The organism is Kocuria cellulosilytica (genome assembly GCF_040981245.1).
In the GTDB taxonomy this organism is placed as follows: Bacteria; Actinomycetota; Actinomycetes; order Actinomycetales; family Micrococcaceae; genus Kocuria; species Kocuria cellulosilytica.
In genome coordinates this window covers 17485-42951 of the sequence record NZ_JAVFWZ010000006.1, presented here as the reverse complement: position 1 = coordinate 42951, position 25467 = coordinate 17485, and the positions used below count along the sequence as shown (strand labels likewise).

Here is a 25467-nt window from a genome sequence, read left to right as displayed (position 1 = left end):
CGGAGTCTTCCCGACGTCGTGCGGCACCTCACCGTGGTGGTTGAGGTGTCACTCCTGTGCCGGTGGCTGCCCGGGTCGGGCCGGGGACCGAGCCATTAGCAGTCCACACGACTGAGTGCTAATCGCAATCTTGGCACTCGTCCCCGGAGAGTGCAAACCCCTGAGCCGATTCCGCTCAGCCCTGCCACTCCTCGCGGAGCACGCCGTAGACCATGCGGTCGTAGTACTCGCCCCTGACCCTGCGGGCCCGGCGGATCCTGGCCTCCTCCGTGAAGCCCAGCTTCTCCGCGACCCGGCACATGCCCACGTTGCCGCTCCACGTCTCGAGGTCGAGGCGGTGGGAGTCGGAGCGGGCGAAGAGGTAGTCGGTCCACAGGCGCAGGGCCTCGGTGCCGTAGCCGCCGCTCCAGTGCTCCGGGGAGTACACGGTGATCCCCAGGGAGCGCAGCGGCAGCAGGTGCGTGCCGTCCCCCGCGTCCTCCGTGGGCTTCTCCGACCAGTACCAGGACACCTGCCCGATGAACCGGTCGTCCGCGGCGTCGGCGATGACCATCGTCTCGCGCGGGTCCGGCCAGTCCCCCGCCGCCACGCGCGCCCGGAGGGTGTCCAGCCAGCGCTGGGCGCCCTCCGCGGTGAAGTTGGGGTAGAACGGGCCGTCCGTGCGCTGCCACTCGTGCTCGCCGCCGCCGGCGGGCGGCATGATCCACGTCTCGTAGGCGGCGAGGTCCTCCTCGGTCCAGTCGCGGAGGCGGACTCTGCGTCCTTCGATCTGCACTGCGGTTCCTTCCGGTGGCGTCAGGGGTCGGGGTCGTCAGGGGTCGGGGTCGTCAGGGGTCGGGGTCGTCAGGGGTCGGGGTCGTCAGGGGTCGGGGTCGTCAGGGGTCGGGGTCGTCAGGGGTCGGGGTCGTCAGGGGTCGGGGTCGTCAGGGGTCGGGGTCGTGCGATGCGAGTGACGGCGGGGGCCGGCGTCGTCGGGGTGGGCAGGGCCGGGCCCGCCGCGGTCCGGGACGGATCAGGGGCCCGCGGACGTGCCGGCGGGCGCGGGGGCGGGGTCGGCGGGGGCGTTGAGGAACGAGAACACCCCGACGCCGAGGGTCAGCACCCCGGCCAGGACGATGGCGGCGAGCTCCCGGGCACCCACGCGGACGGTCGGCCGGAGACCGCGGTGGGCGCCCTGGCGGGGACCGTCCTCGGGGACGTCGTCGAACTCGTCGTGCGGGTACTGGGTCACTCCTGGTCTCCTCGCTGCCGGCGCAGCCGCGCCACGAGCATCGGATCGTGCTCGAGGGCGGCGCGGGTGTCGATCAGGACGTTGAGCCGCTGGTAGTAGTGCGTGGGCGAGAGCTTCAGGCGGCGGCGGATCTCCATCTCCTTCGCCCCCTGGTACTTCCACTGCAGCTTCTCGAGGGCGAGGATCTCGCGGTCGACGTCGCCCAGTCCGGTGCCGGAGGGCCCCTCGTCCGGCACCGCTCCGGCCGCGGCGTCCTCGTCCGGCACCGGTCCGGGTGCGTCGTCCAGGTCCGGCAGCGCTCCGGCCGCGGCGTCCTCGTCGGGCAGCGGTCCGGGTGCGGTGTCCCGGTCCGGCTTGAGCTCGACGCCGGGCGCGTCGTCGTCGTGCCCCCCGGCCTCCGGGTCGGTGTCGGGGGCCGAGGCGCCGTCGGACACGATGTCCTCGGGCACAGCGTTCCCGGGCACGTCCCTCCTGGACACGTTCCTCTCGGGCACGCTCCTCCCGGGCACAGCGTTCCTCGGCACGTTCCTCTCGGGCACAGCGTCCCCGGGTGCGCCGTCCTCGCCGGTCACCGCGACTCGGCCCGGGGCCGCACGGAGACGGTCGTCAGCTGCGCGTCCTCGCCCGCGTCCACGACGGCGCGCACCGCCGCGGCCACGGACTCCGGGCGGATGTAGCGCTCCGGGACGTAGTCGTTGCCCAGGCTCGCCTGGATGTCGCGCTGCATCTGCGTGTCGACGGGACCGGGGTGCACCGAGCTGACCACGATCCCGTCGGCCTCGACCTCCTGGCGGAGCGAGTCGGCGAGCGCGCGCAGCGCGAACTTCGAGGCCGCGTAGACGGCGTCCCCGCCGCGGGCGGTGAGGCCCGAGCCGGAGTTCAGGAACACGACCTTGCCCCGGGCGGCCCGCAGTGCGGGCAGCAGGAGCCTGGTCAGCTCGGCGGGGACCACCACGTTGAGCTCGAGCTGCGCCCGCCAGTCCGCCACGGAGGCGGCCTCCACCGTGGTGCGCCCCGCGAGTGCCGCGGAGTGCACGAGGACGTCGACCCGGTCCAGGTCGGCCACGACGTCCGGCAGGGCTGCGACGTCGGTCAGGTCCGCGGCGCGGACGGTGACGTGCGGGAGATCCGCGAGCTCGGCCAGCCGGCCGGCGTCGCGGCCCAGCGCCAGGACGTCGTGGTCGCGGGAGAGGTCCACCACGCACGCGCGGCCGATGCCTCCGGTGGCCCCGGTGACGACGGCGCGGGGTCGGGTCTCGGTCGGGGAAGCACTCATGCGCCCACTCTAGCCAGTCCCCCGCCGCTCCCGCCCTCCCCCGGGCGGAACGGGACGACGCGGTGACGGCCCCGGTATCCTGGCCCGCAGCCGACGACGCGGAGGAGCCCCATGGCAGCCGACCCCCACCCCACGGGAGATCCCGGGGCGGACCCGGACAGCGCGGAGAAGCCCTCGTCGCCGGCGCAGATCACCAGACCCTCGTGGGGCTACATCCTGCGCCGGTCGGTCCACGAGTTCCGCCGCGACGCGTGCACGGACTCGGCGGCGGTGATGACGTTCTTCGCCGTGCTGTCCGTCTTCCCGGGGCTGCTCACGGTGGTGTCCACGCTCGGCGTCGTCGGCCAGGCCGAGGCGACCACCAGGACCCTGCTGCGCCTGCTGGACGAGTTCGGGGCTCCCGAGGGGGCCGTGGCCGTGCTGGAGGGGCCGATCGGCGAGCTCACCGCCTTCCCGTCCGCGGGCCTGGCCCTGGTCACGGGCCTGGTCGGCGCCCTCTGGACGGCCTCGGGTTATGTGCGGGCCTTCGGGCGGTCCATGAACCGGATCTACGAGGTCGAGGAGGGACGGCCCGTCTGGAAGCTCTACCCCCTGATGATCGGGGTGACCCTGTCCCTGGTGGTCCTGGTGGTGGGCATGATGCTGCTCCTGCTGCTCTCCGGACCGGTCGCCGAGGCCCTGGGCGGCCTGATCGGCCTCGGCGAGGCGACCCTGCAGCTGTGGCAGGCCGCCCGGGTCCCGGTCCTGCTGGTGCTGCTCGTCTTCATGATCGCCCTGCTGTACTACGCGACCCCGAACATCCGGCAGCCGAGGTTCCGGTGGCTCAGCATCGGCTCGGTGGTCGCCATCCTGGTCATGGTCGCGGCGACCACCGGGTTCAGCTTCTACGTGTCCAACTTCAACAACTACAACGCCACCTACGGGGCCATCGGCGGGGTGATCGTCCTGCTGCTGTGGCTATGGATCATGAACATCGTGCTGCTCGCCGGGGCGGAGCTCAACGCGGAGATCGAGCGCGGCCGCCAGCTCCAGGCGGGAATGGAGGCGGAGGAGAACCTGCGGCTGCCGCCGCGGGACCTCCGGGGCGTCCGGAAGCTGCAGGCGAAGGAGGAGGAGCTGGTCGCCGAGGGCCGGTCGCTGCGCCGCCGCCACTCCGACATCGGCACCGGCGCCGAGGGCGACACCGGGGGCGGCCGGCGCCGGAGCACCGGCTCCGGAAGCACCCGGCACCAGGGCACCGGTTCCGGGAGCACCCGGTACCGGGGCGCCGCTCCGGGGACGGACGCCCCGGCCGGGGACCGGGCGGGCCCGGCCTAGAGTGGTGTCCTGCACAGCCGCACCGTCGCCGCACCCGCACCGTGACCCGCGCTGAAGACCCGGACCGACCACCCGCGCCGAAGACCCGCACCGACCACCTGCACCGAGGAGCACCGTGAGCGAGCCCCAGCCCCTGGACGAGATCATGGCCCCCGACTGGGCGGAGGCCCTGGCCCCGGTGGAGCCGCAGATCCGGCAGATGGGCCGGTTCCTGCGCCAGGAGCACGCCGACGGGCACCGCACGCTCCCGGAGGGGGCGGCGGTCTTCCGGGCGTTCCAGGACCCGCTGGAGCAGGTCAAGGTGCTGGTCGTAGGCCAGGACCCATACCCCACGCCTGGCCACGCCATGGGTCTCTCCTTCTCCGTGCAGCCCCACGTCCGTCCCGTGCCCCGCTCCCTGCAGAACATCTACAAGGAGCTGCGGGAAGACCTCGGCGTCGAGCCGCCCGAGCACGGGGACCTCTCGGCGTGGTCGCGGCAGGGCGTGATGCTCCTGAACCGGGTCCTCACCGTGCGCGAGGGGGCGCCCGCCTCCCACCGCGGCAAGGGCTGGGAGGCGGTCACGGAGCGCGCCATCCGCGTCCTCGCCGCCCGCGGGACCCCGCTCGTGGCGATCCTGTGGGGTCGTGACGCCCGCAGCACGGCCTCATGGCTGGACGGGTTCCCCACCGTCGAGTCCGCGCACCCGTCCCCGCTGTCCGCGTCCCGGGGCTTCTTCGGCTCCCGTCCGTTCTCCCGCACCAACCAGCTCCTCGAGCAGCAGGGAGCGGAGCCCGTCGACTGGCGGCTGTGAGCTGGGCGGCCGGCGGGGCTCCGTTAGGGTGGGCGGCATGACGACGACCCCCCGTGCCCGGCCCGCGAAACCCCGCAAGCCGCAGCTGAACCTGACAGTGCGCTCCCGCGAGCAGCTGTCCCCGTCGATGGTCCGGGTGGTCCTGGGCCTCGACGAGCCCGAGCGCTACACGGACATCGACCCGCCCGAGAAGTACGTCAAGCTCGTCTTCCTCCGCCCCGGTACGGAGCACCCCGATGCGGAGCACCCCGGCACGGCGCAGCCGGCCCCGGCGGACCCCGGCGCGGAGCCCGGACGGAACCCGGACTACTGGGAGCTCAAGGAGACCCTGCCGGGCGACCGCCAGCCCGTCACCCGCCACCTCACCATCCGCCGGTACGTGCCCGAGCGGCACGAGCTGTGGATGGACTTCGTGCTCCACGGCGACGACGGCTTCGCCGGCCCGTGGGCCGCCCGCGCCGAGCCCGGGGACCGCATCATCGCCCTGGGCCCGGGCGGCCGGTGGACGCCCTCCCCGGACGCCGCGTGGACCCTGATCGCCGCCGACGACGCCGCGGTCCCCGCCGCGCTCGCCGTCCTGGAGGCCCTCCCGGCCTCGGCGCAGGGCGAGGTGCTCCTCGAGGTGGACTCGCCCCGCGACGTCCAGCCGGTCTCCGGTCCTGCGGGGATGGCGGTGCGCTGGGTCTTCCGCGCGGACGACGAGCCCGGGGAGGAGCCCGCCCTGGTGCGGGCCGTGCGCGAGGCCGGGTGGCCCGCGGACCCCGGAGGGGTGCAGGTCTTCTCCCACGGCGAGCGGGAGCTCATGAAGGCCCTGCGCACGGAGCTGTTCACCCGCCGCCGGCTGGAGCGGGACCAGGTCTCGCTGTCCGGCTACTGGGCGCGGGGCCGCACCGAGGACGTATTCCAGGCGGAGAAGAAGCTGCCGGTCGGCCAGATCGTCTGACTCGGCTCCGCGGGTGCCTGCCGCACCCGCTGCGGGCGTCCGGCACCGGCCGGATCGCCGGTTACCGGACGTGCAGGCGGCCCGGACCGCCTCCCCCCTCCCCCAGGCCGGAGCAGGCCCGGGCCTCGAGTCCTGCCCCGCGCCTGTCCCGTGCCTGCCCCGGGGCCCACGCTGCCGAGGGCATCCGGTGCGGGCCCGGCCGGACCCGGGACGTCGTCGTGCCCCGGGACGTCGACGTCCCGGGTGCTGACGGGTGCCGCAGGATGCGCGAGCGAAACCGCCCGGAGCCGCTCTTGTGGTGTCGGACCTGGCGGAGACCATGGATCATGACCATCACCGCCGGACGGCCGTGGAACCCGGAGGGCACCCTCCGGGAGGGCGGGACCGCGGCCGGGATCGACCGGGAGTACGCGGGCGCCGTGGCCGAGCTGGTCGGTGACGCCCGGGCGGAAGCCCGGGCCGCAGGCCGGCAGCTCCGGACGATCCACCGGATGTGGCAGCTGCAGGAGCAGGCCCACGAGCAGCAGCAGGCGGACCGGGCGCGCCGGTGTCACGAGCGCACCCGTGGTCCCCGTCAGGACCTCCCGGAACCGGAGAAGCGCACGGTGCTGGACGTGGCCGACGAGATCGGCCCCGCCCTGCGGCTGCCGGCGGGCACGGCGGTGCGACGGGTGGAGAACGCGATCCTGCTGGCGGAGTCCCTGCCGCGGGTCCTGCAGGCCCTCGAGGCCGGGACCATCGCCCTGCGGCAGGCCGAGGTGATCGTGGACCTGTGGCGGGATGTCGTGGACGGGGCCGGCCCGGCGCCCGAGCAGCGGGCCGCCGGCGAGGCCGTGGCCCGCGTCGCGGACGAGCTGCTGGAGAAGGCGCCGGCGGTCACCGCGGCGCAGCTGCGGGCACTGGCCCGGCGGCGGCGGGCTCGGCTGCTCGCCGGCTCCGAGGAGGCCCGCCACCGTGCGGCCCACCGAGGACGCCGGGTGTGGGTGGAGCCCGAGGAGGACGGCATGGCGCGGCTGTGCGCACTCCTGGACGCGGCCACCGCCCATGCCGTCCACCACCGTCTCGTCTCCATCGCCGCCCGGGTGGACCCGCACAGCCCGCCACCGGACGGGCCGGGGACTGCCGGTGACGGTCCGTGCACCGGGAAGGACCTCGGCCCGGGCCACTGGGAGGGCGGTCCGCGCACGGCGGGGCAGCTGCGCGCGGACGTGCTCGCCTCGCTGCTGCTGGACGGGGAGCCCACCTGGATGCCCGACCACCTGCGCGGGATCCGCGGACAGGTCGCGGTCACCGTGCCGGTGCTCGCCCTCCTGCAGCGCAGCGCGCAGACGCACGACGACGGGCATCCCAGCGGGTCGCCGGGCACCGGCCGGGGCCCCCGCGACGGGCACCCCGGCGGATCACCGATCACTGGTGGACACGCCCGCGACGGCCGTTCCGGCGGGTCAGCGGACACCGACGGAGACCCCCGCAACGAGCACCCCGGCTGGTCACCGAGCACCGACGGACGTTCCCGCGACGGGCACCCGAGCGGGTCGTTCGACACCGGCGGAGGCTCCTGCGCCGGGGACCCGCCGGGGGCCACCGACTGCGCAGAGCTGGCCGGCTACGGGCCGATCCCGGTGAGTGTGGCCGAGCGGATCGCCGCCGGCGCGGGGTCCTGGTCGCGAGTGCTGACCCATCCGGTCACCGGCGCGGTCCTGGACCACGACCGCACCACCTACGCCGTGCCGGCCGACCTCAAGCGCCGGCTGCGAGCGCGGGACGGCACCTGCCGGTTCCCCGGGTGCCGTCGCCGGGCAGAGCGCTGCGACCTCGACCACACCGTGGCCTGGGTCGACGGCGGGCGGACCGCCGCGGACAATCTCGCTCACCTGTGCCGCCACCACCACGTCCTCAAGCACCGGCACGGCCCGCTCGGGCGCTGGCAGGTCCGGCACCGCCACCCGCGGACCCCGGAGGGCGTCCTGGAATGGACCTCACCGGCAGGACGTGTCCACGTGACCTATCCCCAGGAGCATCACCACCCCGTGCTCTCACCGCTGCGGATCCTCGACGACCTGCGCATCGATCCACCGCCGCCGTCCGGGTCACCGCGGTCCGAGCCACCGCCGCTGTCCGCACCGCCATCGGCCGGACCACCGCACCTGTCCGCACCACCGACGGCCCGGCCGCCGTCGGCCGAGACCCCGTGGACGTTCCGCGGCCCGGTGTCCTCCTGCGGCACCCGGCCCCACGACGACCCGCCGCCGTTCTGAACCGTCCCCGGTTCTCTGCCGCTCCGGTGCGGGTGCCAGACCGTCCCCGGTTCTCTGCCGCTCCTGTGCGGGTGCCGGCACCGTGTGACCCGGATCGGCGGATCAGCGGCGCCGGTTGCGCCGGGAACTGGTGCCGTTGAGGTGCCCCACGAAGGGGCGCATGAGGTACTTGCCGAGCACCACCCCAGAGGCCAGGGCCACGATCGAGGCCATGGCGTTGACCAGGCCCACGATCCCGGGGCCGTAGGTGTCCGTCTCCACCGTGATGGTGTACATGCCGCGGAAGATGGACAGCCCGGGCAGCAGGAACGTCATCGCGGGGATGGCCAGGACCAGCTGAGGAATCCGGTGCCGGGCCGCGAGCACGGTCGCCACGCACCCGCTCGTGATCGCCGCGAGCGCCGTGTCCAGGCGGGCCCCCACACCGGCGGCCATGCCCGCGTGGTACACCACGAGGCCGCCGAGGGCGGCCACCACGGTGGAGAGCACGTGCCGGGGCTTGGCCTGCATCGTGACCGCGATGAGCCCGGTGGCGATCAGCATGAACACGGCGTTGGTCAGCGGGCTCACCGGGTCGAAGGCGCTCTGCGAGACGTCGACCCGGGGCATGCCGGCGTACCCGGCGATGGAGATGCCCCCCGCGATGCCGGCGACGATGCCGAGGAACGCCATCGACGTGGACAGCAGGCGCCCGGCCGCCGTGACGGGGAAGCCGTTGATCGCGTCCTGCATGGTGGAGACCATGCGCGTGGTGGGCAGCAGCAGGATGATCCCGCCCGCGATGACGCGTGACGGGGACAGGTCGAGGCCACCCCAGGACAGCAGCAGGGCCATCGTGGTGAGGATCCCGGACTGGGCGGCCATGGTGAAGAACTCGGGGATCCGCCAGGCGCCCAGCCGGTGCGCCACGAGCTGGTTGAGGATCGAGGACAGACCGGCGACGAGCGCGCCCAGGACACCGCCGCCGATGCCGACGGTGATGGTCATCGCGGCGGCGGTCGTGGCCGCCCGCACCATCCACCGCGGATAGGGCTTGGGCTTGGCGTTGATCGCCTCGAGCCGCCGCTCCGCCTCACCGCGGGGCATCTCCCCGCCCGTGATGTCCGCGACGAGCTGGTGCGTCTCGGCCAGTCCCGCGTAGTTGTCCGTCCAGGAGCGCACGACCCGCATGACCGTGTGGCTGTTGGTGTCCGGGTCGTTGAAGACGTCCTCGCGGGTGCGGGTGTCCCCGCCGTCCGGCTGGTCGTCGGCGATGTAGTTGATCGTCACGGCCTGGTTGGTGATGTCCACCTCGACGTTCTCGACCCCGTAGGTGGCGCAGACCGCGATGATGGCGTTCTCGACGTCGAGGGCGTCGGCGCCGTAGTGGAACATCGTCTCCGCGAGCCGCAGGGCGAAGTTCAGGGTGCGCCGGGCCTGCCGGCTGGTGGACTCCCCGAACCGGCGCAGGTTGGCGAAGGGCGAGGCGTTGAGCCGCTCCACCACGCGCATGGGGGCTGTGGGGGCCGCCTCCCCCTGGAGCATGGACCGCAGCCGCGAGCGCCCGCCGGGCCGGGCCCCCTGCGCCCGGGTGGAGGGGTAGGCGCCCCGCTGCATCCGGTCGGAGCTCTTGCCGGGCGCCGGGAGGGGACCCATCGTCGTCGTCTCCGGGCGGGAGACGGGAACGGTGTCGGTGCGGCGGCGCCGGCGGGCCGCCGTCGCGAGGGGCACGGTCTCGGCGGCCGTGAGCGGCTCCTGGCGCTGCTCCGGCTCGGGGGCGCCACCGTGCCGGCGGATCAGGTCCACGCTCAGCACGGGCAGCGCCTGCGGGGCGTCGGGCACCACGTCGCCCGCTGCGGTCCCCGCGCGGCGCCGGGCGTGGAGGGCCTGGGCCTCGGTCGGGCGCACCGCCGGCAGCCCTGCACCGTGCCGGGCGACCGGGCGGGCGGCGCCCGTGAGCGTCGTGTCCCCGCCGGGTCCGAACGGCTCGACGACGTGGGCGTCGGGCTCCTCACCCCCGTCCGACGAGGGGTAGGCGGCGAACGGGCGCAGGGGGGCGCGCTGGTCGGTCACCACGCGGTGTTCCTCCTTCCGTGGCGCGGGGGCGGGGGGGCCGGCGGACGGTCGGGGCCGGGTCAGTAGAAGGGCTGGCCCGTGCGGCGGACCCACAGCTGGCGCTGGACCTTCTCGGCCACGTTGGTCCAGACCGCGTACTTGGCCGGGCTCAGCACCTGGTCGTGGACGCCCACGAAGTCGACGACGGTCTTGGTGAAGCTCGTCTTGAACAGGCCCAGCCCGTAGTAGGGGTGCTCCTTGTTCTTGAGCTGGTCGCTCGGCGGGGTGCCGCAGAAGTCGTACTCGACGATCCCGTGCTCCCGCATGAGGTCCGTGATCGCGGTCCACTGCAGCAGGTGGGAGTCGCCGTACTGGCGGCGCCGGGGCTTCGACCCGCCGTCCTTGTAGGTGCCCTTGTTCCCGTAGGCGATGACGTAGGCGCCCACGGACGGCTCGCCGTCCTCGTAGGTGAAGTACAGCCGGCCCTGGCCGGCCTGCTCGAACGTCGTCCAGAACTTCGCGTAGTACTCGTAGGAGCGCAGGTTCACGTTCGCGTCGCCCTGTCCCACCGTGTCCATGAGCGCGTACATCCGGCGCATGTTCTGCTCGGTGAGCTCGACGCGTTCGACCGTGCAGCCCTCGCGCAGCGCCCGACGGACGGCGTTGCGCCCACGGGAGTGCAAGGACTTCAGCACGGCCTCCTCGTCGCGGTCGGTGTCGAGGATCGCGGTGGAGTCGTTGGGCTGGATGTTGAAGGACTTCTTCAGCCCGGCCCGCGCGAGCACGCCCCGCGCGTAGTCGGAGTCCAGCACGTCCGGCTCGATCTTGATCGCGAACACGTTCAGCCGCTGCTCGGCCACGAACCGGGCACTGGCCGCCGCGATCCCGGGGATGTCGTCGACGGAGGCGACGTCGGGGCCCTTGATCATGTACCACAGCCTGCCCAGGGCAGGCACCGGCTTCTCGAGGACCAGGTTGTAGGAGGCCTGCCCGCCGTCGGCGGGCTCGTGCACGAGGTGCCGGGGTCGCCAGCCGTGGTCCGCCTTGACGTCCGCGAAGGACGCGGACTGCAGCATGTTGCCGCCGTGCGGGTTCGCCGTGACGTGGGCGTCCCAGTCGGCGATCTCCTGGGCGGTGGCGAAGCGTGCGGTGAACTCTCGCAAGGCTCTCTCAATCGTCGGGGTCGTCGGGGCCGGCCGGCCGGGGACGGCCGGCGGACCGGTGCACCGGCGGGGGCCGGCCCCGGTCAGTCTAACCGTGCAGGCCTGAGCGGCTTCTGAGCCGTGCCGGACGTCCGTCCGCGCCCCCGCGGACCGCTCCCCCGCGCCGGAGCCCCGGACGGCACCAGACGGCCCCGAACGGATCGGGACGGAGCCGGGCGGCTCCGGGGACCGTGCTGTGTATTCTGTTCAGGCGGTTCGCACCGGCAGGTCCGCGGTTCGCACCAGACGCAGACCGCACCGGTCCCCGGGGCGGTCCGGACCAGGGAGGTGGCGGAAGCCGTGGGTGGACCGGGCGGGCGCTGGAGCATCGCGCGCGCCGCGGTGCTCGTGACCGCACTGACCGCCGTCTCCACCGTTCTGGGCTTCCTCCGGGACGTCGTCGTCGGCGCCGTCTTCGGCGCGGGCGCCGAGCTCGACGCGTGGCTCGTGGCCCAGGGCGTGCTGAACGTCGTCCTCGGCCTGCTCGCCTGGGCGATGGCCCGCTCCGTGACCCCGGTGACGTCCCGGGAGGCCGCCCGGGAGCGCGCGAACGGCACAGGCTGCCGCGGCCACCGCGGCTTCGAGGTCTCCCTCACCGTCACCGTGGTCGTCCTGGGGCTGGCCGCCGTGGTGACGGGCCTGCTCGCGGAACCGGTGACATCCCTGCTCGCTCCCGGGTTCGACGACGCCCAGACCGCCACGGCCGCCTCGCTCACCCGCATCGTCCTCGTCGCCACGGTGCTCGTGGCCGGCACCGACCTGCTGGCCTCGCTCGTGCAGGCGCACGGCCGCTTCGCGTGGTCCTCCCTGCAGGGCGTCCCGTTCAACCTGGTCATGATCGCCGCGGCGGGCCTGCTCGGGCCCCGGTACGGGATCTCGGCGCTCGCCGTGGGCTACGTGGTGGGCTCCGCGGCGCGGCTGCTGATGCAGGTGCCCCCGGTGCGGTCGCTCGGCACCCGGCTCCGGCCCCGGTGGGAGCTGCGGGACCCGGGCTTCCGGGAGATCGCCCGGCTGGTGCCGCCCATGCTGGTGGGCAACGCCGTGGTGAACATCAACACCCTCGTCGACCGGGCGGTGGGCTCCACGCTCGGCGACGGAACGATCACGGCCCTGACCTACGGCTGGCGCCTGGTCGACCTTCCGGAGACCGTCGTCATCGCGGCCCTGCTCGTCCCCCTGTACCCGGCGCTGGGTGCCGCCGCGGACGACCGCCCCGAGCTGCGCCGGCTCGTGAACCGTGGGCTGTCCGTGGTCGTCACGGTGCTCACCCCGGTGTGCGCGGTGTTCGTGGTCGCGGCCGGACCCCTGGTCGCCACGGCCTTCGGGCACGGCGCGTTCGACGCCGGGGACGTCGCGGCGACGGCCACCGCGGTCGCCTGGTACGCGCCGGCCCTGCTCGCCCTCGGCGTCCGTCAGGTGGTGGTCCGGGCGTCCTACGCCCTCGGCGACTCCCGCGGGCCGGTGGTCGTGGCGGTGCTGGCCATGGTCGTCAACGTGGTGGGCGACCTCGTCCTGGCCCCCGTGCTGGGCCTCGCCGGCATCGCGGCGGCCACGTCCGCGTCCCTGGTCGTCGCGGCGCTGCTCAACGCGTGGCTGCTGCACCGCCGCCACGCCGGGCTGGACACCCGGGGGGCGACCGCCCTCGTGCTCCGGGCCCTGGTGCTGGCGGCCGTCGCGGTCGCCGCGGGCCTGGGCGTGCGGGAGGCGCTGCCCGCGCTGCCGTCGCCGGTGCTCGCGGCGCTCTGCGCCGCCGTCGTGGGCGGGACCTACCTGCTCGGGCTCGTCGTGCTGCGGGCCCCCGAGCGCCGCCTCGTCGGCGAGACGCTGCGGACGGTGCGCCGGCGTCGCTGACGAGCCGACCGGCTGCCCGACCGGGAGCCTACGACGCGCCCCGGCCACTGCCTGGGTGGCACGCTCCCCGCCCACGGCGCCGGCGAGCCGACCAGCTGCCCGGCCGGCAGCCTACGGCGCGCCCCGGCCACTGCCTGGGTGGCACGCTCCGCGCTCTCGGCACCAGCGGTCCGACCGGGAGCGTGCGGCGCGCCCTCGGCGCCGGCGGGCCGCCCTACCGGGAGCGGATGCCGCTCCCGAGCCGCCAGGTGGCCAGGTGCCACGTGGGGCCGGGGTCACGCAGGTCCCACACGCTGTGCTGGGCGCCACGGCCCCAGCGGAGGGTGTCGGCGACGTCCGCGGCCAGACCGCCGCGGCGTTCCACGGAGGCCCGGCGCAGGTCCCCGGCGAGCCAGGCGTAGCGGACGCCGGTCCGGGCGTCCGGCAGCTCCGGCACGGGCCCGCCGAGGACCAGCCTGCCCCATGCGTCGGCCAGCCCGGGACGGGCGGACTCGGCCAGTGCCATCGAGCCGAAGAAGCGGCCGTTGAGGTCGATGAGCTGCGGGACGCCGTCGTCCCCGGTGAGGAACTGCAGCTCCACGAGGCCCCACCAGCCCAGCTCGCGCAGCAGTGCCTCGGCGCGGGCGGCGAGCTCCTCGTCGACGGGCACCGTCCGGGCGCGGGCCGAGACGCCGTTGGGGGTGGGCCACAGCCGGGAGGTGACCTGCTGCACCCGGCCGTGCAGGCGTCCGTCGTGGTGGACCCCGATCAGGGCCCCGAGGGTGCCGCGCACCGGTGCCTGGAGCACCGGCTCGGCCCCTGCCTCCCGGATGCGCCGGACCTGTCCCGCCGCCGCGGGAGCGTCCGGGAAGAGCTTGGCCTCGATGCGGTGGGGCCGGGTCTGCCCCGGCTCCCAGTGCGCCCGGCACTTGACGACGACCGGGCCGTCCCAGGCGGCGAGCGCCTCGTCCGTGGCCGTCAGCGTCCGGGGAGCGCCCAGCCCCGCCCGGGCCGCCCGGTCCGCCAGGCCGACCTTGTCGAGGGCCGCCGCGACCACGTCGGGGCCCGGGTGCGCCACGGCCGCCGGGATGTGCTGACGGTACGCGGAGACCGCGGCCATCCAGTCGTCGCCGGCGCCGAAGACGACGTCGTACGCTCCCTCCGCCACGGCCCGGCGGACGCCGTCGATGAAGCCGGCCCCGTCCCCGCGCGGGCGCGGCACCTCGTGGCGCACCGCGGCCGCCCGCGTGGCACCGAGCATGCCGGGCCCGTCCGGGGTGCCGACGCCCACGTGCCAGCCCGCCCGCTCGAGCGCGCGGGTTGCCGCGAGGGCTCCCCGGTCCCTGCCCGTGCCCACGATGAGCGCCCGGCGCTGCGCCGGCGCGGCGCGCTCCGGCTCCTGGCGGCGGTGGTCGAGCGGTGGTCGAGCGGCGGTCATCGGTCCTCCATCGAGGTGGGCGGGCATCCCCTCCACGGTAGTCGGCGCACGTGGGAGGCCGTGAAACGCGTGCGCGGCCACGGACCGGTCCGGGCTCGGCACAGCACGGCACAGGAGAGCCCGGCACGGGAAGCCACGGCGCAGCAGGGCACGGCGCATGGCAGGACGGGACAGCAAGCACAGCACGGCGCCCGCCCACCGTGCGGTGGGCGGGCGCTGTGGGGGCGGTGCGGGGAGGTCCTACTCGGCGTCGTGGTCCGTCTCGAGGATCCGCACGAGGTTGTCGAGCGCGTCGTCGGCGCCCTCGCCCTCGGCGCGGAGGACGACCTTGTCCCCCTGGCCGGCGCCGAGGGACATCAGCGACAGGACGCTCGAGGCGTCCATGGCCTCGTCCTCGGGCTCGCCCTCGGCGGCGATGGTGATCTCGAGGTCGTACTCCCCTGCCGCCTCGGCGAAGATCGCGGCGGGGCGGGCGTGCAGGCCCACGGACGAGGCGATGGTGGCGGTGCGTTCTGCCATGGTGGTTCTCCTTCGGGTTGCGGGGTCCGGGGTGTCGGACCCCGGGGGTTGGGGTGGTGCGTTGCGGCGCGGGCCGCGGGTCAGAGACCGAGCTCGGCGAGCACGTCGAGCTCGGCGCGCACGGCCGCGGCGGCGTCCTCCGCACTGGGCTGCTCGATCGCGAGCTCGGCCAGGGCCCGGGCGGTGGCGAGGTCCACGCTGCGCAGCACGGCCGCCACCGGGGCCAGTCCCCGGGGGCTCATGGACAGGGTGTGCACCCCGAGGCCCACGAGCACGACGGCGAGCGCGGGATCCGCCGCGGCCTCGCCGCAGACCCCCACGTTGCGCGTTCCGGCGCCCTCGGACTCGGCCCGGCGGGCGCCCTCCACGGTGTAGCGGATCATGCGCAGCACGGCGGGCTGCCACGGGTTGTTGAGCTCGGCGAGCGAGCCCATCATCCGGTCCGCGGCCATCGTGTACTGGGTCAGGTCGTTCGTGCCCAGCGAGACGAAGTCGACGTGGCGCAGGATCTGGTCGGCGGTGACGGCCGCGGACGGCGTCTCCACCATGACCCCGGGAACGCGCAGCCCGGCGTCGGCCGTCATGGCGGCGAAGTCCCGGGCCTCGGAGGTCGTGGCGATCATCGGCGCCATGACCCACACGTCGGCCTCCGTGGCCTGCTCGGCCAGGGCGATCGCCTCGAGCTGGCGGGCCAGCACGCCCGGCACCGTCCGGTCGGTGCGGAAGCCGCGCACCCCGAGCGCCGGATTGGGCTCGGCGGTGTCGGTGAGGAAGGGCAGGGGCTTGTCCGCCCCGGCGTCGAGGGTGCGGACCACGACCTTCTTCCCGGAGAAGGACTCGAGGATCGCGGTGTACTGCTCCACCTGCTCCTCGACGGACGGCTCCTTGTCCCGGCCCAGGAAGCAGAACTCGGTGCGCAGCAGTCCCACGCCCTGGGCGCCGGCCGCGGCCGCCGTGCGGGCGTCCTCGGGGGTGCCCACGTTGGCGAGCAGCGGCACCTCGGTGCCGTCCGAGAGCACGCCCCGGCCGTCGAAGGCGGTGCGCGCCGCGGCGCTGCGCACCCAGGCCTCCACGAGCTCCTGCTCCTCCTCGCCCGGCTCCGTGCGGAGCTCGCCGGTGGCCCCGTCCACGAACACGCGCGTGCCGTCCGCGAGCGCCTCGACACCCCGTGCCGCCACGATCGCGGGCAGGCCCAGGTTGCGGGCCAGGATGGCCGTGTGGGACTGCGGCCCGCCGCCGGAGGTGACCAGCGCCAGGACCATCTCGGGGTCCAGGGTCGCCGTGTCCGCGGGCGCCAGGTCCTCGGCGGTCAGCACGAACGGGACGTCCCGCTGCGGCACGCCCGGCATGGGCAGGCCCTGCAGCTGGGACACGAGCCGCGCCCGGACGTCCTCGATGTCGGCGGCGCGCTCGGCCATGTAGCCGCCCAGGGCGCGCATCTGCTCCGCGTAGTCGCTCGCGGCCTCCCACAGGGCGCGCTCGGGGGCGAGCCCCTTCCCGGTGATGAGCTTCGCGGCGTTCTTCAGGAGCGCCTTGTCCCCCGCCATGAGGGCCGTGGACTTGAGCACGTCCGCGGCGTCCTTCTCGACGGCGACCTCGGCGCGTCCCTTGAGATCCGCCTTGACGGCGGCCGCGGCCGCCTGCAGCCGGGCCACCGCCGCCTCGGGCTCCTCGTCCCGCAGGGCCAGTCCCGCGGCCGGCTCGGAGACGGGCTCCGGCATGCTCACGAGCTCGCCGATGACGCGGCCCGCGCACACTCCCACGCCTGTCAGTGTCTGCATGGTGTTCCTCTTCCTCGAGAAAGAGAGCTGACCGTGCACGGGCCCCCGCTGGGGCCCGTGCACGTCGCTCAGGCGGTGGTCGGCACAGCGGCGGCGTCCTCGCGCGAACGGGTGGCGTCGGCCACCCGCCCGTGCGCTCCACCCACGTGCTTGAGGGCGACGACGACGGCTGCTGTGACCAAGGTACCGACAACCACCGCGAGCAGGAACATCAGCGGGTTGCCGATCAGCGGCAGGATCCACACGCCGCCGTGGGGGGCCGGGGAGAGCGCCCCCGCGCTGAGGGAGATCGCGCCGGCCACGGCGCCGCCCACCATGGTGGAGGGCAGCACGCGCAGCGGATCCGCGGCCGCGAACGGGATCGCGCCCTCCGAGATGAAGGAGGCGCCCAGCAGCCACGCCGCCTTGCCGTTCTCCTGCTCGGCCACGGTGAAGTAGCGCTTGCCCACGAGCGAGGCGAGGGCCAGGCCCAGCGGCGGGACCATGCCGGCGGCGATGACGGCGGCCATGATCTCCTGCGGGGCGGTGTTCACGGCCGTGGCGGCGCCCAGGCCGGCGGCGGCGAACGTGTAGGCGACCTTGTTGATCGGCCCGCCGAGGTCCGCGCCCATCATCAGGCCGAGGATCGCGCCGAGCGCCAGCGCGCTGGCGCCGGTCATGCCGTTGAGCCACTCGGTGAGCCACGCCATGAAGGTGGCGATCGGCCCGCCCAGGACGAGCAGCAGCAGGCCCGAGGAGAACAGCGTGGCCAGCAGCGGGATGATGACCACCGGCATCAGGGAGCCGAGCCAGCGCGGGAGCCGCGGCTGGGCCAGCCAGTAGGCGGCGAGACCGGCCAGCAGGCCGCCCACGATGCCGCCGAGGAAGCCGGCGCCCATGAAGTTGGCGACCAGACCGGCGGCGAAGCCGGGCGCGATGCCGGGCCGGTCGGCCAGGCCGTAGGCGATGTAGCCGGCGAGCGCCGGAACGAGCAGCCCGATGGCCAGGGCGCCCATCTTGAACAGCACGGCCCCGATGTACTGGGCGGCGGTGGCGTCCCCGAGGGCCCACAGGGTGGAGGTCCCCAGGATGTCGTCGGCGACGTTGGCGATGTCCGCGCCGGCGATCATGAAGCCCAGGGCGATGAGCAGACCGCCCGCGGCCACGAAGGGGATCATGTAGCTGACGCCCGTCATCACGGCCTTGCGGATCCGGGTCCCCCACCCCTCGCGCCCGCCGGAGGAGGCTGACTCGTCAGCGGCGCCGGCGGCTCCCTGCACGCGCTTGGCGTTCGGGTTCCCGGCGTTCGCCAGGGCCTCCTCGATCATGACCTTCGGCTCGTCGATGCCGCGCTTGACCGGCGAGGCGACGTAGGGCTTGCCGGCGAACCGGGAGCGGTCCCGGACGTCGACGTCGGTCGCGAAGATCACCGCGTCCGCCGCGGCGATCGTGGCGGGGTCGAGCTTGGTGAAGCCGGCGGAGCCCTGGGTCTCGACCTGCAGGTCGACCCCCATCTCCTCGGCGGCGTAGGTCAGCCCGTCCGCGGCCATGTAGGTGTGGGCGATGCCGGTGGGGCAGGCGGTGACGGCCACGATCTTCTTGCCGGCGTGCGGGCCGGCGCCCTCGACGTCGCTCCCGGTCTGCGCCGCGGCGGGCGCCGGTGCGGCACCGCCGTCCTCGGACCGGGCGTCCACGGACGCGGGCACCGCGGTGGCGGACGTGGCGCCGGCGGCGGAGGCACCCTCGGCGGGTGCGGTGTCGGCGGTCCCGCCGAGGCCCAGGGCGTCGTCGACGATCCGGACGATCTCCTGCTCGGAGCGCGCGGAGCGCAGGGCCGCCACGAAGTCCTTCTTCATGAGCGAGCGGGCGAGCTTGGCCAGCAGCTTCAGGTGCGTCTGGTCGGCCCCCTCGGGCGCCGCGATGAAGAAGACGATGTCGGCGGGGCCGTCCTTGGCGCCCCAGGGGACGCCCTGTGCCAGCCGGGCCATGACCAGGGTCGGCTCGAGCACGGCCGTGGAGCGGCAGTGCGGGATCGCGATGCCGCCGGGGATGCCGGTGGCGGTCTTGTTCTCGCGGGCGATGGCGTCCGCCAGCAGCCCGTCCAGCTGCTCGGCGCGACCGGTGCGCTGCACCAGGTCGGCGAGCCGGCCGATGACGGTTTCCTTGTCTGCTCCCAGGTCCTGGTCGAGCGAGACCAGGTCGGGAGTGATGAGCTCGGACACGGTGTCCTCCTTGAGCGGCCGGGCCGGTGGCCCGGGTGGTTCGGATGAGGTGGAGTGGGGCTGGTTCAGCCGGAGACGGCGCGCGCGGGGAGCTCCCGCACGGTGACCGCCTCCGGGGTGGTCTCGGAGAGGGCCGGGACCCGGGTGCCCGGCAGGGCTGCCGCCGCGGACCCGGAGGCCACGGCCTGCCGCAGGCACACGGACGGCGCGTCGCCGCGCTCCTGGGCGATGAGGTAGCCCGAGAGCGAGCTGTCGCCGGCGCCCACGGTGGAGCGCACGGCCACGGGCTCGTGGACGGCGTGCCAGGAGCCCTCCGGCACGGTGAGCACCGCACCGCCGGCCCCGAGCGTGGTGAGGACCGCGCCCAGGCCGCGCTCCACGAGCGCCGCGGCGGTCGCGGCCGCGAGGTCGGGATCGGCCTCGAGCCGTTCGCCGTCGACCGTCCCCACCAGCTCGGCGAGCTCCTCGCCGTTGGGCTTGATGAGGTCGGGCAGGGCGTCGTCCCCGGACACGGCGCCGCGCAGCGCCGCCCCGGACGTGTCCACGGCGAACAGGGGCGAACGCTCCCCCAGCACCGACCGGACGCGGCGGACGATCCGTGCGTAGACGTCCTCGGGGGCCCCGGGCGGCAGGGAGCCGGCCAGGACCACCCAGGAGGCGTCCGCGCCGCGGTGCACGAGGAGGTCGACGACGGCGTCGACGTGCCCGGGGCTCAGCGGCGCGCCCGGGGCGTTGATCTTGGTGGTGGTGCCGTCCGGCTCGGTGATCGTGACGTTGGAGCGGATCGGAGCACCGACGGGGACCGTCTCGTAGGGCACCTGGGCCGCGGCGAGCTCCGCCAGCAGCGGGTCCCCGGGGTCGCCCGGCAGCACGGCCAGGGTCGGGACGCCGCTGGCGCGCAGCGCCCGGGAGATGTTCACGCCCTTGCCCCCGGCGTCCTGCCGGGCTCCGTCGGCGCGCTGGACGGCGCCGCGGCGCAGCGGGGCCGGGAGCTCGACCGTGCGGTCGAGAGAGGGGTTGAGGGTGAGGGTGAGGATCACGCGATCACCACCTCGACGTCGGCCTCCTCGAGGGCGGCGGCCAGTTCCGGACCGGGGGCCCGGTCGGTGATGAGGGTGTCGACTTCGTCGAGCGACGCGAAGCGCATGAGGGTCTCCTGATCGTGCTTGGCGGAGTCGCAGAGGACCACGACGCGCCGCGAGGTCTGGATGATGGCGGTCTTGACGACCGCTTCGATGGGGTCCGGCGTGCTCAGCCCGAACGCCGCGTGGATCCCGTTGCAGCCCACGAACGCGAGGTCGGGGCGCAGCCGGGTGTAGTGCTCCGCGGCCCGGCCCCCGGCGGCGGCCCAGGTGAGCTTGCGGACCCGCCCGCCGACGAGCTCGAGGCCGATGCCCGTGGCGTCGGCGAGCTTGGCGGCGATGTGCAGGGCGTGGGTGATGATCAGCTGCTCCTGCCCGTCCGGCAGTGTGGAGTCGGTGCGGACGATGAGGTCGGCGAGGGCCTCGACGGTGCTTCCGGCGTCGAGCACGACGGCCCCCGCCCCGCTGGTGCGCAGCAGGTCGAACGCCGCCTGCGCGATCCGCCGCTTCTCCGGGGTGTTCACGTGCTTGCGGGAGGAGATGGCCTTCTCGTCGGACGTCGACTGGTCCGCCGTGACGGCGCCCCCGTGCACCCTGCGGAGCTTGCCCGCGGACTCGAGGGCCGCGAGGTCGCGACGGACCGTCTCCATGGTGACGTCGAAGCGGCGCGCCAGGTCCGCGCCGTTGACCCGGCGGGTCGCGACCACCAGCTCGGCGATCTCGGCCTGGCGTTCTTCTGCGAACATGGCGTTCACCTCACGGTCGGGAAGGATGGTGGATCTTTGCGTTCCCTTGAGTTTATGTGAGTTCGTGTGGTTTTACCAGAGGTCCCGGTGATCCACTTCACGAAAAGCCACATCCGGTGGCGGAGCCGGTTCCGGTGCCCGCCACCGGTTCCGGGCACTGCCCGCCTCTGTCCCGCCACGATCCGCTGCGCAGATATCCTGGGGAAACGACCGGACCGTGGAGCAGGGCGCCACGGCGGCGCGCGGGCCGGCAGGACGTCGAGTCGGCGGCCACGACGCCCCCGGCCACTCCCCCGGACGACGCCGCGGACAATGCCCCGGACATCCTCCCGGCCACGCGCCCGGCGACGCCCGACGACATCCCCGAGACCCAGGAGAGCACTGCCCATGACACCCCGTGAGCTCTACGGACGCTTCGCCCTCGCGGAGGCGGTGACCTGGACGCTGCTCATCCTCGGCATGGTCCTGAAGTACACAGGGGTCTCGGAGGCCTTCGTGCCCGTCTTCGGCATGCTGCACGGGCTGGTGTTCCTGGGGTACTGCGTGGTGACCTGCTTCGTCTGGGTGGACCAGCGGTGGTCCGCGGGATTCGGAGTGCTGGGGCTGGCGAGCGCCTTCGTCCCGTACGCCACGATCCCCTTCGAGCGCCGCGCACAGCGCTCGGGCCGGCTCGAGGGCGGCTGGCGCCTGGCCCCCGGCGGCGACCGTCCCACCACCGTGCTGGAGAGGCTGGAGGCCTGGTCCCTCCGCAGCCCGTGGCTGGCGGTGGCGGCGGGCGCGGTCGTGGTCGCAGGCCTCGCCTCGGTGCTCCTGTACCTGGGCCCGCCGGTCCCCCGCGGCTGAGGCCTGGACCCACCGGCCCCCCGCGGCTGGAGCCTGGGCCCACCGGCTCCCCGCGGCTGGAGCCTGGCACCGCCCGTCCCATGTGACTGGAGCCTGGCACCGCCGTCCCGTGTCGCCGGAGCCTGGGCCCACCGGTCCCCCGTGGCTGGTCCCGGCGCGCGCCGCGCCGGTTCCTGGCGGCGGGGCGCCCGGTATAGCGTGGTCGTCGGGACGGCCCCGCCGACCGACGGCGGCGCCACGAGGAGGATCCACGTGACCAATTTCGCCAATGTCGAGCGCCGGCACCTCGCCGCGCTCCTGCGCCGCCTGGGCCCGGACGCCCCCACCCTGTGCGAAGGGTGGAGGACCCGTGACCTCGCCGTGCACCTCGTGCTGCGCGCGGGGCGCCCCGATCTGCTCGCCGGAAAGGTGCTGCCGCGGGTGCCCGTGCTCGGCGAGCGCGCTCGCCGAGCCGAGCAGGCCATCGCGAGCCAGCCGTGGGACGAGCTCGTGCGGAAGGTGGAGCACCCTCCGCTGTACTCGCCCGCGCGGCTGGGCCCGGTGGACAAGCGGATGAACACCGTGGAGTACTTCGTCCACCACGAGGACGTCCGCCGGGCCCAGCCCCAGTGGCACGAGCGTCCGCTGCTGCACGACGAGGAGCAGGCGCTGTGGCGGTCCCTGAGCCTGCTGGCCAAGGTCTCGCTCAAGGACGAGGAGGACACCGTGGTGCTCATCGCCCCGTCCTACGGCGCCGTCCGCGGCGGCCGCGGCCGGACCGGGACCGTGCGCGTGCTGCGCGCCGCGCCGAGCGAGCTGCTGCTGTGGGCCTTCGGCCGCCGTGGTCAGGCCAAGGTGGAGGAGACGGTCGAGTAGCCCGGACCCGCGTCGACATCAGGAGACGACGTCAGGAGGGGGACCGCGCTGTGCGGTCCCCCTCCTGACGTTCCCGGGGCGTCAGCGGAACAGGTCCGCCCGGACGCCCATGATGATCCGGTCACCGGGCCGCGCGGTGCGCATGTACCGCGCCACCTCGTGCTCGTGCAGCGCGATGCAGCCCGCGGTGGGCTTCTTGTTGGCGTGCAGGAAGATCGCGAAGCCGTTGCCCTGGACGATGGGCGAGTCCGGCGGGCGGTTGTAGTTGATCACCACGCCCAGCCGGTAGTCGCCGGACAGCGAGAAGTACCACATGTTCTCGTCCGGCCAGGTGTAGCCGGTCGACTCGAAGTACTTGTTGTAGAGCGTGCCCAGGCGCCCACCCCACCGGGAGTTCGGGTTGAGCTGCCGGTAGGGCAGCGCGGTGCCCGGGTTGTAGACCCCGAAGGACTCCGTGACCGAGTACGAGCCCTGCGGCGAGTACAGGTACTGCGTGTGCCCCGAGGGCACACCGGGGCGCTTGAAGCCGCTCGCGCCCACGTAGGCCGACGTGCGCCACTCCTCCACATAGCTGCCGCCGATGCGCACGCAGTTGACGAAGGTGGCCTGGGAGCGCCCGTAGCCCTCCGCGATGGTCAGGGACACGCGCGCCGCGTTGCGGGTCGGCTGCACGGAGCGCCCCGTGTTGAGGTGGTGGCACTCCCCGCGGAACAGGTGCGTCCGCGCCCCGGTGGCGCGGCTCCAGGTGACGAGTCCCCGCTGGAAGGTCTGGTGCACGCTCCCGGTGCCGATCTCGTCCGTGACGGGGTAGCCGAGGGAACCCCGCTCGCGTCCCGTGGCGATCCACCGCTGCCCGATGGCGCCGTTCGTCTTCACGGCCCGCGCTCCGGTCGCGGAGCTCCAGTAGATCGTGTGGGCCCTGGTGAAGGACTGCCGGCACCCGCCCCCGGCCAGACCGCAGATCTCGTCGGTGGTGGGATATCCGTAGGTCCCGGCCTCGCGCCCGCCGCGGATCCACTTGTGGCCGATCGCGCCCCGGGTGTTCACGGTCCTCGCCCCGGTGGCGGAGGTCCAGTAGACCGTGCGGTTCTTCGAGAAGGACTGCCGGCACCCGCCGGACGACCCGCAGATCTCGTCCGTGGTGGGATATCCGTAGGCCCCGGCCTCACGCCCGCCGCGGATCCACTTGTGGCCGATCGCGCCCCGCATGTTCACGGTCCTGGCCCCGGTGGCGGAGGTCCAGAAGATCGTGCGGTTGTTCGAGAAGGACTGCCGGCACCCGCCGCCCGCGAGGTGGCAGGACTCGTCGTCGACGGGCCAGCCCAGGGTGTCGACCCCGCCCCCGAGGGTCCAGCGGTGGCCGATCGCGCCCCGGAGCTGCACGAAGTGCGCGCCGTGCGCCTCCGACCACAGGACCACGCCCCGCTCGTGCGGCCACTCCCAGCCGCCCTTCCAGGGGCGCATCCCCGCGGTGGGCGCCCCGGTCCGGGCCGCCGCCCGGACCGCGGCGGCCTCGAGCGCCTGCCGGATCTCGACGGGCACGTCCACGTCCTCCGCGGCGGCCGCGGCCGCCGTCTCCTGCGACCCGGCCTCCGGTGCGGCTGCTCGCTCCTCGGCGGGCTCCGCTCCGGCGGAGGGCTCCGCGGTCGGTTCGGCGGTGACCGCCCGCTCGGCCGGGGCGGTCGGTCCGGCCGAGCCCGTCGGATCTGCCGGGAGCTTCTCCTCCGCCGGGCCGGTGGGCCCGGCGGAGGGACCCGGTGGCGCCTGGTTCTCGATGTCGGGGGCGACCGTGAGCACGGCCCGTGCCTCGGCGCCCGAGGCGTCCACCACCGCGTAGGCCACCTCCACCGGCGGGGCGTCGGCCGGCCGGTCCGGAGAGGGTTCCAGGGCGAGGACCGGGTGCCCGGGGAGCTCCCAGCCCTCGGGAAGGGACTCGGGCTCCGCGTCCGGGGGCACCACGCGCAGGGACCCGAGGTCCGTGCGCAGTGCGTCGACGAGCTCGTCGTCGGGGTCGTCGGCCGAGGGGTCCACGAGCCGGAGCCGCACCGCTGAGGGCTCGTCGAGACCGTCGTTGGAGAGGACGTCGAGGAGTGCGGTGCGCCCGGCGGGCACGGTGGACGCGTCGTCCACCGGCTCGAGCCGGACGGCTGCCGCGACGGTGCCCGCGGCGGGAGCGGGCGTCGTCGTCGGACCGGCCGAGACGCCGGGAGCCGGAGCGGACGGGGCCGCGGACGCCCCCGGGGCACCGGCGAGCACGACCGCGAAGCAGGCCGCGACCGCGGCGGGGATGCGCAGAGCTGAGATCTTCATGGGGGGTCCCTTGCTGGGCGATCAGTCGGTGAACTCGACGTAGTGGTCGGGGGTGGTGGTGGCGAAGACGCGGACGGCCAGCTCGGCGTCGTGCGCCGCGGCGAAGGCGAGCTCGAGGGAGGCGCTCTCCCCGGGGGCGATGGTCGGGAAGGTCTCCATCGGCACGCCCAGGGACTCGTCGAAGACGGGGACCGCCGGCTCCTCACCGGCGACGGCGACCGGGAAGGACCACGGCACGGCGTCGACCGGGGTGCTGCCGGTGTTGATGAGGGTCAGCGTGAACACCTGGACCGGGGTGCCCGGGGCGGCCCGGACCGGACGCTCCCCCGTGGTCGCGGGGCGGGGGCCTTCCACCACGGCCTCCAGGGAGCCGTCGAGCTGCTGAGCCGTGCCGAAGGACCCGGCGGCGTCCCGCGTGGAGGTCTCGTCGTAGGGGGCCACGTCGTTGCCCGACGGCTCGGGGCCGGCGCTCGGCGTCGCCGGCGCGGCAGTGCCGGTCGCCGTGGGCGCGGGCCCGTCCGAGGCCGCGGGCGGGCTCGTGCTGGGGGCCGCGGTGGGGCTCGGCCCCTCGTTCGCGGCGCATCCCGCCAGCGCGACGACGAGCAGGGCGGCGCAGACGGGTCCGAGCCGGCGGCCGGGTGATGGGGGGAAGGGGACTGCCATGGGGACTCCTCGACACGGTCCTGGGGGGACCGACCGGCGCCGTGCCACCGCCGGAGGGGCGGAGGCACGGCGCCGGTCGTGGGGGTCACGCTACACGGATGGTTTGCTTTTGTGATTCGCGTGACACCGTGTGGCGCGCCGTGCC

The 25467-nt window shown here is 74.6% G+C and carries 21 protein-coding genes; 7 read left to right on the top strand and 14 right to left on the bottom strand.

The genetic code is table 11. The features are described from left to right. Positions 1-175: 175 nt before the first annotated feature. From RCG67_RS10485 to RCG67_RS10470, 4 genes are all read right to left on the bottom strand, one after another. Positions 176-775, bottom strand: a complete 600-nt coding sequence (locus RCG67_RS10485) for a GNAT family N-acetyltransferase (protein WP_368826068.1) — start codon at positions 773-775, stop codon at positions 176-178. Positions 776-1012: 237 nt separating this feature from the next. Further along, positions 1013-1231: a hypothetical protein gene (locus RCG67_RS10480; protein WP_368826066.1), complete on the bottom strand. Its 219-nt coding sequence runs from the start codon at positions 1229-1231 to the stop codon at positions 1013-1015. Next, positions 1228-1695, bottom strand: coding sequence for a DUF3263 domain-containing protein (locus RCG67_RS10475; protein WP_368826064.1), 468 nt, complete (start codon positions 1693-1695; stop codon positions 1228-1230). Before RCG67_RS10475 ends, RCG67_RS10480 begins: the two co-directional genes overlap by 4 nt. A gap of 104 nt (positions 1696-1799) precedes the next feature. Further along, complete coding sequence (locus tag RCG67_RS10470) at positions 1800-2507, bottom strand: SDR family oxidoreductase (RefSeq protein WP_058874283.1); 708 nt, start codon at positions 2505-2507, stop codon at positions 1800-1802. 111 nt (positions 2508-2618) lie between these two features. On the opposite strand from RCG67_RS10470, the gene RCG67_RS10465 reads away from it, so the two are divergent. The 4 genes from RCG67_RS10465 to RCG67_RS10450 all read left to right on the top strand — a co-directional run bounded on the left by RCG67_RS10465 (position 2619) and on the right by RCG67_RS10450 (position 7818). After that, on the top strand, positions 2619-3824 hold the full coding sequence (locus RCG67_RS10465; RefSeq protein WP_368826062.1) for a YihY/virulence factor BrkB family protein: 1206 nt from the start codon (positions 2619-2621) through the stop codon (positions 3822-3824). A 115-nt stretch (positions 3825-3939) separates the two neighbouring features. Beyond that, positions 3940-4617, top strand: coding sequence for a uracil-DNA glycosylase (locus tag RCG67_RS10460; protein WP_368826060.1), 678 nt, complete (start codon positions 3940-3942; stop codon positions 4615-4617). 37 nt (positions 4618-4654) lie between these two features. Continuing rightward, positions 4655-5560 (top strand): siderophore-interacting protein, encoded by a 906-nt coding sequence (locus RCG67_RS10455; RefSeq protein ID WP_368826058.1) that lies wholly within the window; start codon positions 4655-4657, stop codon positions 5558-5560. Positions 5561-5886: 326 nt separating this feature from the next. After that, positions 5887-7818: an HNH endonuclease signature motif containing protein gene (locus tag RCG67_RS10450; RefSeq protein ID WP_368826056.1), complete on the top strand. Its 1932-nt coding sequence runs from the start codon at positions 5887-5889 to the stop codon at positions 7816-7818. A gap of 102 nt (positions 7819-7920) precedes the next feature. Here RCG67_RS10450 and RCG67_RS10445 read toward each other — a convergent pair whose 3' ends face one another. Beyond that, positions 7921-9873, bottom strand: coding sequence for a threonine/serine exporter family protein (locus tag RCG67_RS10445; protein WP_368826054.1), 1953 nt, complete (start codon positions 9871-9873; stop codon positions 7921-7923). Between the two features lie 59 nt (positions 9874-9932). Then, on the bottom strand, positions 9933-11015 hold the full coding sequence (locus tag RCG67_RS10440; RefSeq protein ID WP_368826053.1) for a lipid II:glycine glycyltransferase FemX: 1083 nt from the start codon (positions 11013-11015) through the stop codon (positions 9933-9935). A gap of 339 nt (positions 11016-11354) precedes the next feature. On the opposite strand from RCG67_RS10440, the gene murJ reads away from it, so the two are divergent. Then, the gene (gene murJ / locus RCG67_RS10435) at positions 11355-12905 is read left to right on the top strand and encodes a murein biosynthesis integral membrane protein MurJ (RefSeq protein WP_368826052.1); all 1551 of its coding nucleotides are present in this window, start codon (positions 11355-11357) and stop codon (positions 12903-12905) included. 214 nt (positions 12906-13119) lie between these two features. On the opposite strand, the gene RCG67_RS10430 is transcribed toward murJ, so the two are convergent. The 6 genes from RCG67_RS10430 to RCG67_RS10405 all read right to left on the bottom strand — a co-directional run bounded on the left by RCG67_RS10430 (position 13120) and on the right by RCG67_RS10405 (position 20651). After that, on the bottom strand, positions 13120-14322 hold the full coding sequence (locus RCG67_RS10430) for an ATP-grasp domain-containing protein (protein WP_368826051.1): 1203 nt from the start codon (positions 14320-14322) through the stop codon (positions 13120-13122). A gap of 240 nt (positions 14323-14562) precedes the next feature. Further along, complete coding sequence (locus tag RCG67_RS10425; RefSeq protein ID WP_368826050.1) at positions 14563-14841, bottom strand: HPr family phosphocarrier protein; 279 nt, start codon at positions 14839-14841, stop codon at positions 14563-14565. Positions 14842-14921: 80 nt separating this feature from the next. Continuing rightward, complete coding sequence (gene ptsP, locus RCG67_RS10420; protein ID WP_368826049.1) at positions 14922-16622, bottom strand: phosphoenolpyruvate--protein phosphotransferase; 1701 nt, start codon at positions 16620-16622, stop codon at positions 14922-14924. A gap of 68 nt (positions 16623-16690) precedes the next feature. Continuing rightward, positions 16691-18823, bottom strand: a complete 2133-nt coding sequence (locus RCG67_RS10415) for a PTS fructose transporter subunit IIABC (RefSeq protein WP_368826048.1) — start codon at positions 18821-18823, stop codon at positions 16691-16693. Between the two features lie 65 nt (positions 18824-18888). Further along, positions 18889-19863, bottom strand: coding sequence for a 1-phosphofructokinase family hexose kinase (locus tag RCG67_RS10410; protein WP_368826047.1), 975 nt, complete (start codon positions 19861-19863; stop codon positions 18889-18891). After that, positions 19860-20651, bottom strand: coding sequence for a DeoR/GlpR family DNA-binding transcription regulator (locus RCG67_RS10405; protein ID WP_368826046.1), 792 nt, complete (start codon positions 20649-20651; stop codon positions 19860-19862). Before RCG67_RS10405 ends, RCG67_RS10410 begins: the two co-directional genes overlap by 4 nt. A gap of 387 nt (positions 20652-21038) precedes the next feature. Here RCG67_RS10405 and RCG67_RS10400 point away from each other — a divergent pair, with 387 nt between their 5' ends. Together RCG67_RS10400 and RCG67_RS10395 are read left to right on the top strand one after the other, a co-directional pair. Then, the gene (locus RCG67_RS10400; RefSeq protein ID WP_368826045.1) at positions 21039-21494 is read left to right on the top strand and encodes a DUF3817 domain-containing protein; all 456 of its coding nucleotides are present in this window, start codon (positions 21039-21041) and stop codon (positions 21492-21494) included. 252 nt (positions 21495-21746) lie between these two features. Then, on the top strand, positions 21747-22349 hold the full coding sequence (locus RCG67_RS10395; protein ID WP_368826044.1) for a TIGR03085 family metal-binding protein: 603 nt from the start codon (positions 21747-21749) through the stop codon (positions 22347-22349). Positions 22350-22430: 81 nt separating this feature from the next. On the opposite strand, the gene RCG67_RS10390 is transcribed toward RCG67_RS10395, so the two are convergent. Then, on the bottom strand, positions 22431-24659 hold the full coding sequence (locus tag RCG67_RS10390; RefSeq protein ID WP_368826043.1) for a L,D-transpeptidase family protein: 2229 nt from the start codon (positions 24657-24659) through the stop codon (positions 22431-22433). Between the two features lie 21 nt (positions 24660-24680). Then, complete coding sequence (locus tag RCG67_RS10385; RefSeq protein ID WP_368826042.1) at positions 24681-25322, bottom strand: hypothetical protein; 642 nt, start codon at positions 25320-25322, stop codon at positions 24681-24683. Positions 25323-25467: the final 145 nt, after the last annotated feature.

Coding starts and splice junctions, on each gene's coding strand:
- RCG67_RS10400 (WP_368826045.1), top strand. CDS start 21,039: ATGACACCCCGTGAGCTCTACGGACGCTTCGCCCTCGCGGAGGCGGTG.
- RCG67_RS10385 (WP_368826042.1), bottom strand. CDS start 25,322: ATGGCAGTCCCCTTCCCCCCATCACCCGGCCGCCGGCTCGGACCCGTC.
- ptsP (WP_368826049.1), bottom strand. CDS start 16,622: ATGCAGACACTGACAGGCGTGGGAGTGTGCGCGGGCCGCGTCATCGGC.
- RCG67_RS10425 (WP_368826050.1), bottom strand. CDS start 14,841: ATGGCAGAACGCACCGCCACCATCGCCTCGTCCGTGGGCCTGCACGCC.
- RCG67_RS10450 (WP_368826056.1), top strand. CDS start 5,887: ATGACCATCACCGCCGGACGGCCGTGGAACCCGGAGGGCACCCTCCGG.
- RCG67_RS10455 (WP_368826058.1), top strand. CDS start 4,655: ATGACGACGACCCCCCGTGCCCGGCCCGCGAAACCCCGCAAGCCGCAG.
- RCG67_RS10390 (WP_368826043.1), bottom strand. CDS start 24,659: ATGAAGATCTCAGCTCTGCGCATCCCCGCCGCGGTCGCGGCCTGCTTC.
- RCG67_RS10465 (WP_368826062.1), top strand. CDS start 2,619: ATGGCAGCCGACCCCCACCCCACGGGAGATCCCGGGGCGGACCCGGAC.
- RCG67_RS10470 (WP_058874283.1), bottom strand. CDS start 2,507: ATGAGTGCTTCCCCGACCGAGACCCGACCCCGCGCCGTCGTCACCGGG.
- RCG67_RS10405 (WP_368826046.1), bottom strand. CDS start 20,651: ATGTTCGCAGAAGAACGCCAGGCCGAGATCGCCGAGCTGGTGGTCGCG.
- RCG67_RS10430 (WP_368826051.1), bottom strand. CDS start 14,322: ATGACCGCCGCTCGACCACCGCTCGACCACCGCCGCCAGGAGCCGGAG.